14 protein-coding genes are annotated in these 16,251 nt (G+C 53.1%); 7 read left to right on the top strand and 7 right to left on the bottom strand.

The window, feature by feature from the left end; genetic code table 11:
- Positions 1 to 130: 130 nt before the first annotated feature.
- From SIL79_RS02625 to SIL79_RS02635, 3 genes are all read left to right on the top strand, one after another.
- Positions 131 to 1,294: a serine hydrolase domain-containing protein gene (locus SIL79_RS02625; RefSeq protein WP_144361604.1), complete on the top strand. Its 1,164-nt coding sequence runs from the start codon at positions 131 to 133 to the stop codon at positions 1,292 to 1,294.
- Positions 1,295 to 1,398: 104 nt separating this feature from the next.
- The gene (locus SIL79_RS02630; RefSeq protein WP_039035562.1) at positions 1,399 to 1,863 is read left to right on the top strand and encodes a YehS family protein; all 465 of its coding nucleotides are present in this window, start codon (positions 1,399 to 1,401) and stop codon (positions 1,861 to 1,863) included.
- Between the two features lie 225 nt (positions 1,864 to 2,088).
- Positions 2,089 to 3,777 (top strand): NAD-dependent malic enzyme, encoded by a 1,689-nt coding sequence (locus tag SIL79_RS02635; protein WP_039035563.1) that lies wholly within the window; start codon positions 2,089 to 2,091, stop codon positions 3,775 to 3,777.
- A gap of 56 nt (positions 3,778 to 3,833) precedes the next feature.
- On the opposite strand, the gene SIL79_RS02640 is transcribed toward SIL79_RS02635, so the two are convergent.
- Positions 3,834 to 4,271, bottom strand: coding sequence for a DUF3069 domain-containing protein (locus SIL79_RS02640; protein WP_162206902.1), 438 nt, complete (start codon positions 4,269 to 4,271; stop codon positions 3,834 to 3,836).
- A gap of 264 nt (positions 4,272 to 4,535) precedes the next feature.
- Here SIL79_RS02640 and SIL79_RS02645 point away from each other — a divergent pair, with 264 nt between their 5' ends.
- Positions 4,536 to 6,392 (top strand): tetratricopeptide repeat-containing diguanylate cyclase, encoded by a 1,857-nt coding sequence (locus SIL79_RS02645; protein WP_319618947.1) that lies wholly within the window; start codon positions 4,536 to 4,538, stop codon positions 6,390 to 6,392.
- 22 nt (positions 6,393 to 6,414) lie between these two features.
- On the opposite strand, the gene SIL79_RS02650 is transcribed toward SIL79_RS02645, so the two are convergent.
- Entirely contained in the window at positions 6,415 to 7,236 is an 822-nt protein-coding gene (locus SIL79_RS02650) for a substrate-binding periplasmic protein (protein WP_083399901.1), read from the bottom strand.
- Positions 7,237 to 7,394: 158 nt separating this feature from the next.
- Between SIL79_RS02650 and queG the strand changes: the two genes are divergently transcribed.
- Positions 7,395 to 8,540: a tRNA epoxyqueuosine(34) reductase QueG gene (queG, locus tag SIL79_RS02655; protein WP_260852994.1), complete on the top strand. Its 1,146-nt coding sequence runs from the start codon at positions 7,395 to 7,397 to the stop codon at positions 8,538 to 8,540.
- Positions 8,541 to 8,548: 8 nt separating this feature from the next.
- On the opposite strand, the gene SIL79_RS02660 is transcribed toward queG, so the two are convergent.
- Complete coding sequence (locus SIL79_RS02660; protein WP_025009040.1) at positions 8,549 to 8,752, bottom strand: dodecin; 204 nt, start codon at positions 8,750 to 8,752, stop codon at positions 8,549 to 8,551.
- Positions 8,753 to 8,884: 132 nt separating this feature from the next.
- On the opposite strand from SIL79_RS02660, the gene SIL79_RS02665 reads away from it, so the two are divergent.
- Entirely contained in the window at positions 8,885 to 9,211 is a 327-nt protein-coding gene (locus SIL79_RS02665; RefSeq protein WP_096140927.1) for a hypothetical protein, read from the top strand.
- Between the two features lie 74 nt (positions 9,212 to 9,285).
- Here the strand turns inward: SIL79_RS02665 and metE are convergent, their stop codons facing one another.
- On the bottom strand, positions 9,286 to 11,556 hold the full coding sequence (metE, locus tag SIL79_RS02670; RefSeq protein WP_162206900.1) for a 5-methyltetrahydropteroyltriglutamate--homocysteine S-methyltransferase: 2,271 nt from the start codon (positions 11,554 to 11,556) through the stop codon (positions 9,286 to 9,288).
- 165 nt (positions 11,557 to 11,721) lie between these two features.
- Here metE and SIL79_RS02675 point away from each other — a divergent pair, with 165 nt between their 5' ends.
- Positions 11,722 to 12,624: a LysR family transcriptional regulator gene (locus SIL79_RS02675; RefSeq protein ID WP_215774031.1), complete on the top strand. Its 903-nt coding sequence runs from the start codon at positions 11,722 to 11,724 to the stop codon at positions 12,622 to 12,624.
- A 48-nt stretch (positions 12,625 to 12,672) separates the two neighbouring features.
- Here SIL79_RS02675 and SIL79_RS02680 read toward each other — a convergent pair whose 3' ends face one another.
- The 3 genes from SIL79_RS02680 to SIL79_RS02690 form a co-directional block, all read right to left on the bottom strand.
- Positions 12,673 to 13,395, bottom strand: a complete 723-nt coding sequence (locus tag SIL79_RS02680) for an HDOD domain-containing protein (protein ID WP_319618948.1) — start codon at positions 13,393 to 13,395, stop codon at positions 12,673 to 12,675.
- Between the two features lie 145 nt (positions 13,396 to 13,540).
- The gene (locus SIL79_RS02685) at positions 13,541 to 14,161 is read right to left on the bottom strand and encodes a GDSL-type esterase/lipase family protein (protein WP_162206899.1); all 621 of its coding nucleotides are present in this window, start codon (positions 14,159 to 14,161) and stop codon (positions 13,541 to 13,543) included.
- A 108-nt stretch (positions 14,162 to 14,269) separates the two neighbouring features.
- Positions 14,270 to 16,219, bottom strand: coding sequence for a TonB-dependent receptor (locus SIL79_RS02690; RefSeq protein ID WP_319618949.1), 1,950 nt, complete (start codon positions 16,217 to 16,219; stop codon positions 14,270 to 14,272).
- Positions 16,220 to 16,251: the final 32 nt, after the last annotated feature.

The raw sequence follows: 16,251 nt of genomic DNA on the forward strand, positions 1-16,251 counted from the left end.
CAAAACCCTGCCGACTGAGGCTCGTTACGGCAAGGGCATGCAACTCTGGGGCTGGCTGGGACTCGGTTACCTGTTTGGCTTTGCGCTGCTGTTTATCTATTGGTCTTGCTACATCAAATAAGGAAGTTGCATGAACTGCTCACCGCTGGCAAAGCCGCGCTTTTTAGGGCCAAACCTCTCATCGACAGTCAAAGGCATCACCATGGCCTGCATGCTGGGATTCACTTTAAGCCTGAGCGCGGCGCCAGGGCCCAAACAAGAGCCGGCACCAGGCAAGGGTTCGGCGCCATCTGCCTGCCACAGCCAAGAGCTGACACAACAGCTGCAGCTGATAATCAAGCAAAACCCCCTGCCCTTCAGCGGCGTAATCGAGTTAAGGCAAGGTAAAAAGACACTGCTGAGCCATGCGGCCGGAGAAAGCCAGGGCAAACCCATCACCTCTGATAGCCAATTTGTGCTGGGTTCACTGTCAAAGCAAGTGTTTGCCGTCTTGGTGATGCGGGCGATAGAAAGAGGCGATTTCAAGCTCAATGACAGCGCCGCCGCCCTGCTCGGCAAAAAGGCCGAACTGGATCCGGCCATCACAGTCGCCATGTTGCTGAGCCACACATCCGGCATAGGCATCCAAGGACAAGCCTTGCTGTTCACCCCGGGCAGCGATTTTAAATACAGCAATGACAATTATTGGCTGCTGGCCGAGATCCTCAAGCGTAACGGCAGCAGCAGTACTCAATTGCTGCAACGCTTCTTTGATGCCGAGGGGCTTGAGCTCAAGGCCCGCACCGGCAGTATTGAAAGTATCCAGGAACAGTTACCCCATCTGGCGATAGGAAGAACCGAGACAGACAGCGGCTTTGAGAGCGTGGCCGAGCAGTTGACTCTCACAGATAAGCTGCTGGCCAGCGGCGCCCTTATTGGCTCCGCCTCTGCCTTTGCCGACTTTCAGCAGGCCCTGCATCAGGGGCAACTACTGAGCCCTGGCGGCTATCTGCAACTGCTGGCGCCAAGAGGCAAACGCCCCCATCGTTGGGGCGAGCTGAATTATGCCGCCGGAATACAACTGAGCCCTGAGTTGCCCCTGGAGTTCAGCCACAGTGGTTACATAGCGGGTTATATCAGCACGGCGATTTATTATCCGGACTCGGGCTTCAATCTGGTGGTGCTGGAAAACACCTCTTGGTCACTCAAAGATATAGGCCGGGTGTTCGCCCTTCACGACAAGCTGCGACAAGCGGTGCGCGAAACGGCCGCGAACTGTCCACTGGAAAAAGCGGCAAATCTGCCCGGCTTTTAGGTATAATGCCGCAATACTGCGGAGCCTCCGCGCCTAACGCACCTAAGTCAATCGCCAGACAGTGTTAAAACTAAGCCGGGAGTCAAACCGGCCCAGGGACATTCATGACCAACAACGATATTCTGCGCCGCTTGCGCTTTGTCTTTAATTTCAACGACTCCAAGGTATTGCGTCTCTACGCTAAAATGAAGCGTGAAATGAGTGAAGCTGAGCTGGCCGGCCTGCTCAAGAAAGAAGATGAAGAAGGGTTCCGTCCCTGTGACGATCGCACCCTGTGCCAATTTCTCGATGCCGTGATCATCGACAAACGCGGCCTGCGTCCCGGCAGTGGCATTCCGCAGCCGCTATCCAGCCTGAACAACAACATCATCTTCAAGAAACTCAGAATCGCCTTGGAACTGAAAGAAGAAGATATTATTGCCATTCTTGAACTGGCCAACTTCCGTATCGGCAAGGCTGAGCTGAGCGCCCTGTTCCGCAACCCGGAGCACAAGCATTACCGCTATTGTGGTGATCAGTTAATGCGTAACTTTATCAAAGGCTTGTCACTTAAATATCGCGGTAAGTAAGCCAACAAGCAACGACTGATTTCTCCTTTGGAACCAGGCATCCGCCTGGTTCTTTGTTTTGTGTCGTTACCCTCTTAGGCTCAGGCCAATCCGGTTTGCCGCGTTTTAAACAAAATTTTTGCTCAAGCCCTCGCCCGCAGGCAACAAAGATCACATTTCGTGGTAATCTATGCGGATTTAGATCACAGCCCGTCATCCACCAACAAAGAACATAAAAGGTTAGCCATGGACGATAATAAACGCCCCTTATATCTGCCTTTTGCCGGTCCGGCTATTCTCGAAGCGCCGTTGATCAACAAAGGTAGTGCATTTACCGAGGAAGAGCGTATTTTCTTCAACCTCGAAGGCTTGGTGCCCTACGTGATTGAAACGATCGAAGAGCAGGCCTCACGTGCCTACGATCAGTTCAAGAACTTCAGCAATGATCTGGACAAGCATATCTATCTGCGCAATATCCAGGACACCAACGAGACCCTCTTCTATCGTCTGGTTCAGAACCACATCACAGAGATGATGCCTATCATCTACACCCCAACCGTCGGGTTGGCCTGTGAACGCTTCTCCAAAGACTACCGCCGTAACCGCGGCCTGTTTATCTCCTATCCGAACAAGGATCGCATCGACGACATCCTCAACAACTCCACCCGTCACAAGGTGAAGGTGATAGTGGTTACCGATGGTGAGCGTATTTTGGGGCTCGGCGATCAGGGGATCGGCGGCATGGGGATCCCGATTGGAAAGTTGTCACTCTACACCAGCTGTGGCGGCATCAGCCCGGCTTACACTCTGCCCATCACCTTGGATGTGGGAACAGATAATCCGCATCTGCTGGAAGATCCCATGTATATGGGTTGGCGCCACCAGCGCATAGGCGGTGAAGAATATCTGGAATTTATTGAAGCCTTTATGCAGGCGGTTCATCGCCGCTGGCCCGAGGCCTTGATCCAGTTCGAAGACTTCGCCCAGAAAAACGCCATGCCGCTGCTGGAGCGTTACAAGGATAAATACTGCTGTTTCAATGATGACATTCAGGGAACCGCCGCTATCACAGTTGGCTCACTGCTCGCCGCCTGTAAGGCCGCCGGCACTCAGTTGAGCCAGCAAAGAGTTGCCTTCCTCGGCGCCGGCAGCGCAGGTTGCGGCATCGCCGAAGCGATTATTGCGCAGATGGTTTCCGAAGGGATCAGTGATGAGCAGGCCAGACGCCAGGTGTTTATGGTCGATCGCTGGGGACTGTTGCAGGACAATATGCCCAACCTGTTGCCATTCCAGCAGAAGCTGGCGCAAAAGCGCGAAGAGCTGCAGCAATGGAGCAACTTCGGTGACAACATCTCATTGCTGGATGTGGTCAACAACGGCAAGCCGACAGTGCTTATCGGGGTTTCCGGCGCCCCTGGGCTGTTCAGCGAGGAGATCATCCGCGCCATGCACAGCCACTGCCCAAGACCGATAGTGTTCCCGCTGTCCAACCCCACCAGCCGGGTTGAAGCCACGCCCAAAGATATTCTGCATTGGACCAATGGCCAGGCGCTGGTTGCCACCGGCAGCCCCTTTGAGCCTGTGGTCATAGACAACCAGACCTATGAAATCGCCCAGTGCAACAACAGCTATATCTTCCCCGGCATAGGCCTTGGGGTATTGGCCAGTGGTGCCAAGCGGGTCTCCGATGAGATGCTGATGGCCTCCAGCCGCGCCTTGGCAGAATGCTCGCCGCTGGCGCTCAACGGCAGTGGTTCCCTGCTGCCTAAGCTGGAAGAGATCCAGAAGGTCAGCAAGCACATCGCCTTTGCCGTCGGCAAGGTCGCCATCGAGCAAGGCCACGCATTGCCGACTTCCGATGAGATGTTGCAACAGGCTATCGAGAGTAATTTCTGGCAGCCTGAGTATCGCCGCTACAAGCGTACTTCCTTCTAAGAGCGTCCGCACACATAAAAAACCGGCATATTAAGAAGATAATGCCGGTTTTTTATTTAGCCATTGGCTATCACATCTCGAATACTGTTGAGTAAGCGCCTGTCGGTACGAGCTTTTTTCAACTTGCGCACACTCTCCTTGAGCGCCGACTGTGAAATACGATCATATATGCCGCTATATTCCTGCTCGGCAATAGCCTTATCGGTATCCGCCAGCTGGGCGATATCCTGGGCCATCAAACTCAGTTGCAACCAGGCCGATGCGATAAAAAAGCCGTGAAATTCGGCTCTGGGCAGCAACTTGGCAGCACTTGGCGGCAACTTGTCCCAAGCCTGTTTGAACTCAGACTCCTTATCCTCCAGCAGTTGTTCAAACAGATTGTCATAGGCTTCTTTCAGCGCCGTCGGCAACTTATCCATGGGCAGAACTTGAGAGCAGATATTGATGGCGGCACTATGTGCCTGTTGCCGGTATTGAGCATCAACTTGAGTCATTGTGTATTCCGTCTAAAAGCGATTGGCGGCGAGTATAGCACCGGCATGAAACAGCAATCCATCTCCAATTGGCACCATGAAAATACCAAAAAGTCAGCGAAATAACGGAGCCAAGCGGGCTCAAAACCAGGTAACAGGCATTGGATGAAACCCTACTTGGTGCGCAAATTTAACGATTTATTGCTGGTCAGCCAATGCCCTGGTGCGTATGCTTAGTAACATAATATAAACATATCTCTATCGGTAAGCGTGAAGTCATACTTTTTGAAATCAGCCTTCGCTCTGCTACTTTTGTCCGGCATGGTTCCGCTCGCTCAGGCATTGGATAACCCCGAGGCAGATAAGTTATTCAAACTGCTTGAAAATGGGCAGGTCAATAATGTTGCCAAGGTGGAGCAAACTCTGGAGCGGATAGCCCAATTGTTGGCAGATAACGATCTTGATCGCCAAGTAAGACTCAGGCGCGCCCGCTGTTGGAGCTATGACATCAATAATAATGCCAAGGTTGATGCAGCAATAGATTACGCCAATACCCAAGAACAGATGGCTGAAAATCAAGCTTATCCGGAAGCCCTGACCGACTTTCGCCTGTGCCATGGTTGGTACTCTCAACTCAAAGGTAATATGGAGCAGGCCAAAGCCGACTATGACCAAGCCTTACAACAAGCCTACCAACTCGAAGACCGCCGGTTAATCGCGGATGCCCGCAGTATGCGTGGTGCCATGTATTCTTTTCAGGGCAATTTTGCACTGGCATTGGAAGATCTTCTGACCGCCCAACAGCTCTATGAACAACTCAAACTGGATTATTGGAGCCGCTACAACTTGGTTGATCTCGCTACCAGCTTTCGTCGTTTCGGCGATCCGCAGAGTGCACTCAACTATTACCGCCAATTGGAACAGGCTTATCGCCAAGGAGGCCATGAAGAACAAGCCTATATTGTCAATGGCGAGATGGCCATAGCTCTCGAGGAATTGGGAGATTTCGAAGCGGCTGTAACCAAATTCCAGCAGTCTTACAACTATCTCAAACGACAAGGAATGACTGTCGAAGCCGCAGGAGTTTCGGTCAATATGGCAGGTTCGCTGTTGAAACTCGACAGAATAGAGGATGCCAAACAGGCATTGGAGCGCGCCAAACCATTTGTGACCGAGCAACAGGGTGGCTTTTACAGCTTTATGCAACTCTACAGTGCCGATTTGCTGCTGCGCCAAGGTCAGGCGGAACAAGCTATGGTCCCCTTGGCCAAGGCAGAACAGAGTTTTCGGGATATCAGTAATGACAGGGGATTGGCCGAACTCTATCTGCTCAAAAGTGAAGTATTGGCCGCACAGGGACTTTGGCAAGAATCAACAAACGTGCTCAAATCATATATCTCCCTGCATTCTGAACTGGATAGTAAGCTTCAGTCATACCGCACCACAGAGATGCGTACCCGCTTCAATGCCGACCGCATGGCAAAAGAAAACCAACGTCTGCTGGAAAGCGAGCGTCTCAAAGAACAGGAGGTGCAGATACTGCAGCAAAACCGCCTGTTGCAGCTGGCGGTGCTGATCCTTGCCAGCATCATTATTTTCATTATGGCGATTCTGGCCTATAAACAAACCGGAAGGTCACGTCAATTTCAGAAGATAGCCCATACGGATCATCTCACTCAGTTGGCCAACCGACGCTATACCTATCAAAGGGGAGAAGCGTTATTCAATCAGGCCAAACATTCAGGCGTACCTATGTCTGTTATTCTGTTTGATGCCGATAACTTCAAGGATATCAACGACCAGTTTGGTCATGATGGCGGTGATAAGGTACTGCAACACCTGGCGAGCGTGAGCCAAACGCTTATTCGTGAGCAAGATCTACTGGGGCGGATCGGTGGTGAAGAGTTTCTGCTGCTGTTGCCGGAAACCAGTCGAGAAGAATGCCTGAAGATTGCTGAGCGTTTACGTCAAACCTTGGCAGAGTCAAGTCCAGAGGCGCTTGCAGGCGAGTCCAGAGTCACCATCAGTGCCGGGGTGGCGACTCTCAATACCGAGTTACAATTTTCAGAGCTGCTGAAACTGGCAGATAACGCTCTATACCGCGCCAAAAATAAAGGGCGTAATAGGGTAGAAAGCGCCTGAACCTCCCCCACCAATCAGTAATTCAGTGGCTATGCCATAACACTTCAGCCTCAGGCAGTGACGCCTTTGCTCCAAACCATTCAAAATACAGAGCATCAAATTCGCCACTTCGCTGCAATGCCAGCAGCGCCTTGTGCCAGGCTTCGACTCGCGCAGGATCTGTGCCACTGGAGAACGCCAGATATAACCGCAAGTGTGCCAATTCCAGCACAGGTCTCACAGCAGTCAACGGTTGATCCAATTGCCGCAAGACGCCCTGAACCGCGATCTCTGCCTGACACCAATAACGCACCCGCTTATGCAGCAACTGCCTGGCCGAATACTGAGGAAACCCCGAGATTAGCAACCGCTCATCCGCAATATCCCTCAACAACCTTTGCGCCGGAGAGTGACGATAAATCGCTATATTACCGGCCGCAGCCGCCTGTGATAGATCTGCCGGAGTGAAGTCATCATCCATGCGGGCATAAAGCTGGATACGGGTTTCGGCAATCGGGCCAACAAAATCAAATTGCTGCCGTCGCTGTTTATCAATAGAAGTGGCAAATAACAGGATATTGGCATGATGAGTTGCCATATTTATGGCGCGGGCCCAAGGCAAGATCTCTATGACTGGCTCATCATCGGTGGCGGTGACTTTGTGGTTCAACGCCTTTACCAAGGCAACGGCATAACCATCAGTTTGTCCTTGGTATTCATAACTCATGGGTGGCCAGGCTTCGGTCAAAAGCCTCAGAGGCACAAGTCTGGACTCGGGAGGCTCATTCCCGGCCTGGACGAAACCAGCAAAAATGCAGCCACACACAATCAAGCAGGCCCAAAACAGAGGCTTAATTGTCGGCATATATTCATTCCCCCTCGGTTTCAGCATAGCACCGACAAAAGCCAAAATCGCCGTTTGCGGCAACTGTGAGCGATTCTGCTTTACTGATATAATCAGGTCTTTTCCCCGGTCAGCCTCTGTTCATGTCAGCTCCTCAACCACCACAATTTGATCCCTGTATGCTTGGAAAGCTCGCCCGCGACATAAAAGCCTGGGGCAAAGAGCTGGGTTTTGCTCAAGTGGGGATCACAGATACAGATCTTCGCCGCGAAGAGCCCAGGTTACAGGCCTGGCTCGATAAGGGCTATCACGGTGAAATGGGCTATATGGCCAGCCACGGCATGATGCGGGCCCGCCCGGCCGAGTTGCATCCCGGCACTTTGCGAGTCATCTCAGTACGGATGGACTATCTGCCGCCAGAAGCGGGGTTTGCCTTCAATCTCAAAGATCCTAACCTTGGCTATATCTCCCGTTATGCCGGTGGCCGCGACTATCACAAGCTGATGCGTAATCGCTTGAAAAAGTTGGGCGAGCGCATAGATGAAGCGCTCAAAACCCTGCAACTTGAAGGCAGTGGCTTTCGGCCCTTCGTCGACTCGGCTCCCATTCTGGAACGGCCGCTGGCAGCAAAGGCCGGGATCGGCTGGACAGGTAAACACTCACTGATCCTCAACCATGAGGCCGGCAGTTGGTTTTTCCTCGGCGAACTGCTGGTGAACCTGCCGCTACCCTTGGATGTCGCCATAGCCGAAGGCTGCAACACCTGCGTTGCCTGCATCACAAGTTGCCCAACCGGCGCCATAGTCGAGCCTTATGTGGTCGATGGGCGCCGCTGTATCTCCTACCTCACCATAGAGCTGGCCGGCAGCATTCCGCTGGAGTTTCGACCACTGCTCGGCAATCGCATCTACGGTTGCGATGACTGTCAGCTGGTATGCCCCATCAACCGCGCCGCCCCTTTGACCGCAGAGACAGACTTTCATCTAAGGCCACAACTTAAGCAACCCAAACTGCTGGAGCTGTTCGCCTGGAGCGAGACCGAGTTTTTGAAAAACACCGAAGGCAGCGCCATTCGCCGCATAGGTCATGAACGCTGGCTACGTAATATTGCAGTGGCGCTGGGCAATGCCCCCGGCAGTGAAACCATAGTTGTCGCCCTGCAGGCGCGACTGACAGATGCCTCGGAGCTGGTCGCCGAGCACATAACGTGGGCACTGGCGCAGCAGGCAGAAAAACTCAGCGGCAAGGACACAGTGCCCATTCCCGCCCGCAAGACAGGACGCCTGATCCGGATAGTGGAAAAAGGCCTGCCAAGAGATGCCTAAATTCAAGTCTAATCCAGGGTAAAACCCACCTTGATGGTGACCTGCCAATGAGCGATGACACCGGCTTCCAGGTGGCCGCGGGTATCTATCACTTCAAACCAGCGCAGATTGTGCAGCGACTGACTGGCCGCCGCGATGGCATTCTTGACCGCTTCATCTGAGCTGATGGGGGATGAACCTGTCAGTTCTATTATCTTGTATACATGGCTCATGGGGCTTCTCCTGATAGTTATCTGAGTCCGGTTGCTGACCTGAGTATAGACAGAAATGGCCGATGGCATATTTCCCTCAGTTTCTGTATATTTCTCAATTGGATAACCATCAGAAAAAATCAAGGGATTGCCATGCAATTAAAACATTCAGGTCCAGGGATAGCCTCATTTGTCACCAGCATATTGAGTGGAATCGCCCTGTTTATTACTTTTATTGTTGCCGGAACCCTGGAAACAACAACACCGGGCGGCATGGATGAAAACTCCATGGAAGCGGTTCTTGTAGGGTTAATGATCATCTTTATGATGCTGGTCTGTCTGGTGTCTTTGGGGTTGGGTATTGGTGGCCTGGTACAAAAAGAGCGGCAGAAAATCTTCGCCATTCTGGGCACAATCTTTTCAAGCTTGATCATCCTGGGCACTGTGGGCCTGATGATACTGGGAATAAGCATGAGTTGAATCTTTACCGTGTTGAAGTCAATCAACATCAGGGGCGCATTGCGCCCCTGACTATTATTAACCACAGAATTTTATCACCCGAGTCGACGTCGCAACTCCCTGGTGGCATCAACCATGTTCTTTAAAGCCGGCTCAACTTCCTCCCAATTACGGGTCTTCAAGCCGCAATCCGGGTTAACCCAGAGCTGGCGCAGAGGAATTTTCTGCGCCGCCTTTTCAATCAGGCTCACCATGGCCTCCACTGTTGGAATGTTGGGGGAGTGAATATCGTAAACCCCGGGGCCGATTTCATTGGGATAGTCAAAGTCTTCAAAGGCATTCAACAACTCCATCCGTGAGCGCGATGTTTCTATGGTGATCACATCGGCATCCATGGCGGCAATTGCGGCAATAGTGTCGTTGAATTCGCTGTAGCACATATGGGTGTGAATTTGGGTCTCGTCCCTGACACCGGCGGCGCTGAGCTTGAAGGCGGCCACAGCCCAATCGAGATAATGGGCCCAATCGCTGCGTTTGAGCGGCAAGCCTTCCCTAAAAGCCGGCTCATCAATCTGAATAATGCCTATGCCCGCCTGCTCCAATGCCACCACTTCATCGCGTATCGCCAGAGCCAACTGAGTCGCTATCTGTTCGCGGCTAATATCCTCGCGGGCAAAGGACCAATGCAATAGGGTCACAGGCCCGGTCAGCATGCCTTTCACCGGTCTGTCGGTTAGACTCTGGGCATACTCGGCCCAGTCGACTGTCATCGCCTTGGGACGGGTCACATCGGCATAGATCAGCGGCGGCTTAACGCAACGGGAACCATAACTCTGCACCCAGCCATGTTTGGTAAAACCTACGCCGTCGAGCTGTTCACCAAAGTATTCCACCATGTCGTTGCGCTCGGCTTCACCGTGTACCAACACATCTATCCCCAACTTGAGCTGACGTTCTATGGTATCCCGGGTCACCTGTTGCAGTTGCTCTGTGTATACCGTATCGTCCAACTCCCCCTTGCGCCAGCGGCTACGCAGGTTACGAATGGCCGCCGTCTGCGGGAATGAACCTATGGTAGTCGTCGGCAACAAAGGCAGCTTGAACCTGGCCTGCTGGGCTTGTCTGCGCACCTCAAACTCATGGTTTCGGTCGTAATCAGCCGCAATCAAGGCATCAATTCTGGCACTGAGCGGTTGATTACGCCCCTGCGCCCTGGCCGCGCGCCGACTCCGGCAACGGGTGACCACGGCTTTGGCATTTTCAGTCTCAGGCGCCTCCAAAAGCGCCTTGAGCTCCTGCAACTCGGTGAGTTTTTGCCGGGCAAAGGCCAGTAAGCTCTTGAGCTCGGGCGCCAGCGCGGTTTCCACCTCAAGATCCACCGGGGTATGCAACAGGGAGCAGGAAGTAGCGAGCCAGAGCCGGTCTCCCAGATCCCGTGCCAGTGGCGCCAACTGCTCGGCCACAAGATCCAGATCGGCGGCCCAGACGTTACGGCCGTTGATCACCCCAACCGACAACACCTGCTCGGGTGCCAATGCACCAGCAAAGGCCTGCAACTGCTCGGGCGCCGTTACCAGATCCAGGTGAATACCCGCCACCGGCAGTGCCGACAACAGACTTTGATGGTGGGCGACAGTGCCGTAATAGGTTGCCAGCAACAGCTTGAGCGGCGCCGACTTGAACACGCCGTAGGCCTGATTAAAGGCCTGCTGCCAGTTGTCATCCAGCTCAAGTGCCAGCGCAGGTTCATCCAATTGCACCCATTCAACGCCTTGGGCGGCAAATCGGGCCAGAATGGTTTGATAACATTCCAGCAGCGCCGGCAGCAGTGTCAAACGGTCGAACTCTGAACCCACTGTTTTGGACAGATACAGGAAAGTGACCGGCCCCAAGAGTATCGGCTTGGCGGTGTGGCCCAACGCCTGAGCCTCGGTCACCTCTTCAAACAACTGTTCCCAGGCGATATCGAAGCGTTGATCTTCGCTGAGCTCAGGCACCAGATAATGGTAGTTGGTGTTGAAGTACTTGGTCATTTCAGACGCCGGCGCATGCTTGCCACTGGGCGCTCGGCCACGGGCAATCCGGAACAGGGTATCGAGATTGACAGCGCCGCCATCACTGTGACGCTCTGGGATAACCCCCAGAGTCGCACTCAGGGTCAGTACCTGATCATAGTAAGCAAAATCGCCGACCGGTAACAGCTCCACCCCGGCATCAGCCTGCCACTGCCAATGGGTGCGCCTAAGCTCATTGGCAACGCTTTCTAATTCGGCCACGCTGGACTCACCACGCCAATACTTCTCCAAAGCAAACTTGAGTTCACGTCGACGCCCGATACGGGGAAAGCCAAGACTGTTTAATCGCATAATGTATACCATCCTTTATAAAACATGCGGCAAATGACTGATGACGCCGGAATACAACAAATAAACATGGGCGTCTGGACGTCTAGAAGTTTATTGTGTTAGTCTCAACACAGGCAACCGAATTGAATTCAAGGGCAACATGAGCGGCATTCATGTGGAGAGGAAATGATAGAACTGAGACACCTTCGTACTCTGATAGCACTGAAAGAAAGTGGCAGTCTGGCCGGCGCGGCGAAGAAACGTTTTGTCACCCAGTCGGCACTGTCGCACCAAATTAAAGAGCTGGAGACCCGAATTAACTCCCAGGTATTTGTCCGCAAAAGCAAACCTCTGACCTTCACGCTTGAAGGTAGTCGTCTGCTGACCCTGGCAGAAGAGATATTACCTCGGGTACAGGAAACCGAATTTGTACTCAAGCGAGGCCTATCAGGAAACTGCGGCCCCTTGAAGGTGGGTATTGAGTGCCACAGCTGCTTTCGCTGGTTAATGCCTGTGATGGAAGCCTTTCATCAGTCTTATCCGGATGCCAATCTGGATCTCTCCAGCCGCCACCTGTTCGACTCACTTAATGCGCTGGAAACCGGTGAGCTGGATATAGTGCTAACCTCAGATCCTGTACCCGGCCATGCCCTTGCCTACCAGCATCTGTTTGATTTTGAGGTGAGACTGGTGATGGCCAAAGATCACCCGCTGGCAGGCAACAGTTATATTTTGCCGCAGCAGTTGGCCGGGGAAGCGATTATCAGTTATCCGGTACCGCTGGAAAGGCTGGATATTTTCCGTCACTTCCTTGAGCCGGCCGGGGTAGTGCCTGGCCCACAAAAACGCTGCGATCTCACCAATGTGTTGCTGCAACGCATCGCCTGTAAAGAAGGGGTAGCGGCCTTACCCAGCTGGTCACTGACCGAAACCCAGGGCTTGAGCCTGACCTCGGTGAAACTGGGGCAGGAAGGCCTGAAACGGCCGCTGTTCGGTGCCTACCGCCGCGACAGCAGCAATAGAGTGCAACTGCAAAGGCTGCTGGAATTGATTGCCAAAGAGGGATTACAGCGTCAGGACAGACACTGACTGAGCGGCTGCCACCGTCCCTTAAAGGCGGCGGCAGTCACAAAGCATTTAGAGAGGATTCAGCAGCAGACCGCGCTGGGACAATACCCTTCTCAGTACCAGTCCGGGCGAATTGGGATCCCGGGTCTGTCTCAGGTTATGAGCAACCATAAACTCGCTTTGCAGCTCATCATCCAACCCCAGAGATTCAAAGGCTTCCACCGTCAGCGTCTGCTGCTGGGTCTCTATCAGAGTCTTGATAATGCCCAGCGGGAAGCACTGCTCGGCTTCGGCGTTGAGATAGGCAAACGCCGTCAGGGCAATGATCTGACCGAATACGCTGAATAGTGCCAGAGTCTGCACTTCGTCCGCGTCTATCTGTACCCCTTGCATCTGATGCAAACTGTCCACAGATTCGATCGCCACTGACTCGGTCAAACGCCAATAGCCTTGTACCAGCTTGCGATATGGCTGCGGCAATTCATCGAGCCGCTCCTTAAGATAGAAACTAAAGGCATAACGGTAGATATTGACCTGTCCAAGGCGCACCAAGGCATCCTTGAGGCTGCGGTTGGGCTGGACTGAAGGTGAGAGCGCGTTATTGCTGCGCCACAGCAAATGGGCTGCCAGCGCGGGATCGGTCGCGACAATATCGATCACATTGCGGATATCACCATCGGCAATAATAGCCTTCTTAAGCGGGATCAGGATGCCGCGGCGCCCTATCACCTGCTCTTCGTTGGCAATAATGGCACGCACTTGAGTAAAAACCTGCTGCTCAAGATCTGTCATGTGATTCTTTAAACCTGCTGTTATTTATTATGAAGGCACTATTGCCATTTATTATGGCAGAGAATTTACCCACAAAACGCCCACCAGGGTCAAGTTCAATCGATAATTAGCCCGGTTTTTGCTAAATAGAATCAAAAAAGTAGCATCAAAAAGCGCCCGCCTCCTGCAGCTTGGAGAAGATGATTTGTGCCAAACGTAAATAACCCTGTTGATTAAGATGTACATTATCTGACTTGAGCTCGTTTGAACGCAAAAGCTCAGATAGAGTATCCTCCAGCAATATGGCACCGTGCTTGTCGGCCAGTTCGGCATATAAAGGCAGAGGTGACAGCAACAGACTCTTTTGCGGCACAGCCAGCAGCACTACCGGAATTTGCCGCTCTTTGGCCTCAAGTAACATGGTCTCAATGTTTTGCGCCAATTGCGCCTGGCTGCGACCGCGGAGAATATCGTTACCGCCTTCAAGCAAAATAAGCAGATCCGGCTTGGTTTCATCCAGCAGCGCCGGCAAACGCTCAAGCCCGGCAGCCGATTGCTCACCGGAAATCCCGGCGTTGATCACCTCACAACGGCACAACTCAGCCAGACGGCTGGGATAATCATGCCCGGCCTTGGCACCCACGCCTTGGGTCAGGCTGTCACCGAAGGCCAGCAGTTTGCCATTGCTGCCGATATAAGCCAGCTTGGGTTCTGAGCACGCCAGCAAAAACAGCGACAACAGGGCTATAACCCCGCCTCTCAAACCATACCTAAAATCAGCTTTCATATTTCGACTCTTGCCTCCTTGTCGGTGCTCGAAAAGGCCCAGGTTCTAAACTACAACCGATAGAAATACGGGCAGAAAAAAGCCGGGAAACCCCGGCTTTCTATGCTATCAGAAGCGATAGCTGACGCTGAATCTCAGCGCCCGGCCGCTTCCTGAGTAATAACCATCGCCCCAGGTACTGAAATAACCTGAGCTGGCATATTGCTTGTCAAACAGGTTGTCGACCCTCAGGCTGGCAAGCCAGGCATCACGGCTGTAGTTGAGGGCGATATTTCCCAGCCAGTAGCTGTCCAGTTTATCGTGCTGATTGCCATTGTCACCTTCCATATATCTGTCACCCAAATACTGGCCCTCGACAAATAGTTGCCAGTGCTGACCAAAGTCCACACTGGTGTAGACACGCCCTGAATGCTCGGCCACCCAGGAGAGAGATTTGCCTTTGTTGGCGCCTTCAGTAAATTCGGCATCGATATAGTTGTACTCAAGTCCCAACTGCAGCATCTCATTGAGCTGCCAGTCCCAGTCGAGGCTGGCGCCATAACGACGGGAAGCATCGGCATTGACGTTGGCACCGGGGAAAGCGCCGCCGATAGGCATATCGGCACTGGGATCAAAGACAATTTCATCTTCCAGCGACAGCCGGTACAGGTTCAGACGCAGGCTCTGGTTGCTCAAGGTCCAATCCCAGCCGGCTTCAATGGAACGGCCGGTCTGCGGCTTGAGGCCGACGACCGTTGGCGGCGTATAAGCTTGCTCATCGACCTTGGCGAAACGGAAGCTCTCATCACCGCGAAGATAAAATCTGTGGCCTTCCAGCGGCCGATAGTTGAGCCCCAACTCGAGCGCGTGAGCGTCTTCATCCAGATCTATGCCATTGGGATAAACTTTACCATCCTTGAGTTCATCCTTGACCTTGGCATAGCGCCCACCCACCACATAGCTCAGGCTGCTGGTCAGTGGCACATTGGCCTGTAGGTAGGTGCTGGTCATGGTTTGGGTATTGCTGCGCTGCATATAACTGAGATCGAACTCGGTTTCACCCCGTTGAATATCTGCGCCTATGACTATGCTCAGCTCACCATTGCGGGTCTGATAACGCCCAAGCGCCTTGGGGTTGAATTCCAACAACGAGCGCTCGTTCCGACCTGGGCTGCCATAGCTGACGCTGGACACTAGAGTGTCACTGTAGTTAAGGTCCGCAACCAAAGCCCAGTTGGCGTGCACCTGGCGCTGAATATGAGCACGCCAGGCGGAAGTCATCTCATGGTTGTAATCCCCCGGCGTCGATGTCGCCTGGCGAGGATCGGCCTCAAACTGAGCCAGGGTCAGTGAGCCTGGGGTCTGACGCTTATTATCGTAGTAACTGCCTTCGACAAAGAAATTGGTCAGCTCTGAATCATATTGCAGACGCCCCAGTACCGAACCGGTTTCGTTGGCATTGTTTTTACGGTAGTTGTCACTCTCGTTATAAGCAGCAGCCAAATAGTAACGCCAGTTGTCATTGATGGCACCGGACAGATCGCCACGGCCTTCGTAGGTATCGAAGCTGCCACCTGAGAGGGTCAGGTTGCCACCGCTGGCATTGGGTGCCTTGGTGATAATATTGATCACCCCACCGACGGCCTGATCGCCATAAAGCACCCCGGCACTGCCGGATAGGATCTCCACCCTTTCAATCTGATTGACTGCAATGGCACTCAGACTGGGAGCGGCAATATCGATATTGTTGAGTCGGCGACCATCAATCAGTATCAGGGTGTTATTCACCGCCTGACTGGCAGAAAAACCGCGCATCGCCAGCACAGGCCCTGAGTTATTGTCGGATATTTGAATGCCACTGCGGCCACGCAGCAACTCGCTCAGATTACTGGCACCACTTTGCTGAATATCGGCGGCATCTATGACCACCACATTGGCAGCAATATTGAGCGGCGTGTCATCCTGACGGCCAATGACCACCAGCTGTTCATCCACAGCCTTGGGTGTCACGCTCGCCATGACGGGAACAGAGGTAAATGCACCGCAAAGCAGCGCGAGATGATTTAGTTTGAAACCCATTTTCCTTTGACTCCTGAAAGGGAAACGGGGCA

This window comes from Shewanella indica (assembly GCF_033842865.1).
Classification (GTDB): domain Bacteria; phylum Pseudomonadota; class Gammaproteobacteria; order Enterobacterales; family Shewanellaceae; genus Shewanella; species Shewanella indica.

Bases quoted from the DNA above. Each gene is read 5' to 3' on its own strand.
- SIL79_RS02625 (WP_144361604.1), top strand. From the start codon at position 131: ATGAACTGCTCACCGCTGGCAAAGCCGCGCTTTTTAGGGCCAAACCTC.
- SIL79_RS02630 (WP_039035562.1), top strand. From the start codon at position 1,399: ATGACCAACAACGATATTCTGCGCCGCTTGCGCTTTGTCTTTAATTTC.
- SIL79_RS02635 (WP_039035563.1), top strand. From the start codon at position 2,089: ATGGACGATAATAAACGCCCCTTATATCTGCCTTTTGCCGGTCCGGCT.
- SIL79_RS02640 (WP_162206902.1), bottom strand. From the start codon at position 4,271: ATGACTCAAGTTGATGCTCAATACCGGCAACAGGCACATAGTGCCGCC.
- SIL79_RS02650 (WP_083399901.1), bottom strand. From the start codon at position 7,236: ATGCCGACAATTAAGCCTCTGTTTTGGGCCTGCTTGATTGTGTGTGGC.
- queG (WP_260852994.1), top strand. From the start codon at position 7,395: ATGCTTGGAAAGCTCGCCCGCGACATAAAAGCCTGGGGCAAAGAGCTG.
- SIL79_RS02660 (WP_025009040.1), bottom strand. From the start codon at position 8,752: ATGAGCCATGTATACAAGATAATAGAACTGACAGGTTCATCCCCCATC.
- SIL79_RS02665 (WP_096140927.1), top strand. From the start codon at position 8,885: ATGCAATTAAAACATTCAGGTCCAGGGATAGCCTCATTTGTCACCAGC.
- metE (WP_162206900.1), bottom strand. From the start codon at position 11,556: ATGCGATTAAACAGTCTTGGCTTTCCCCGTATCGGGCGTCGACGTGAA.
- SIL79_RS02675 (WP_215774031.1), top strand. From the start codon at position 11,722: ATGATAGAACTGAGACACCTTCGTACTCTGATAGCACTGAAAGAAAGT.
- SIL79_RS02680 (WP_319618948.1), bottom strand. From the start codon at position 13,395: ATGACAGATCTTGAGCAGCAGGTTTTTACTCAAGTGCGTGCCATTATT.
- SIL79_RS02685 (WP_162206899.1), bottom strand. From the start codon at position 14,161: ATGAAAGCTGATTTTAGGTATGGTTTGAGAGGCGGGGTTATAGCCCTG.
- SIL79_RS02690 (WP_319618949.1), bottom strand. From the start codon at position 16,219: ATGGGTTTCAAACTAAATCATCTCGCGCTGCTTTGCGGTGCATTTACC.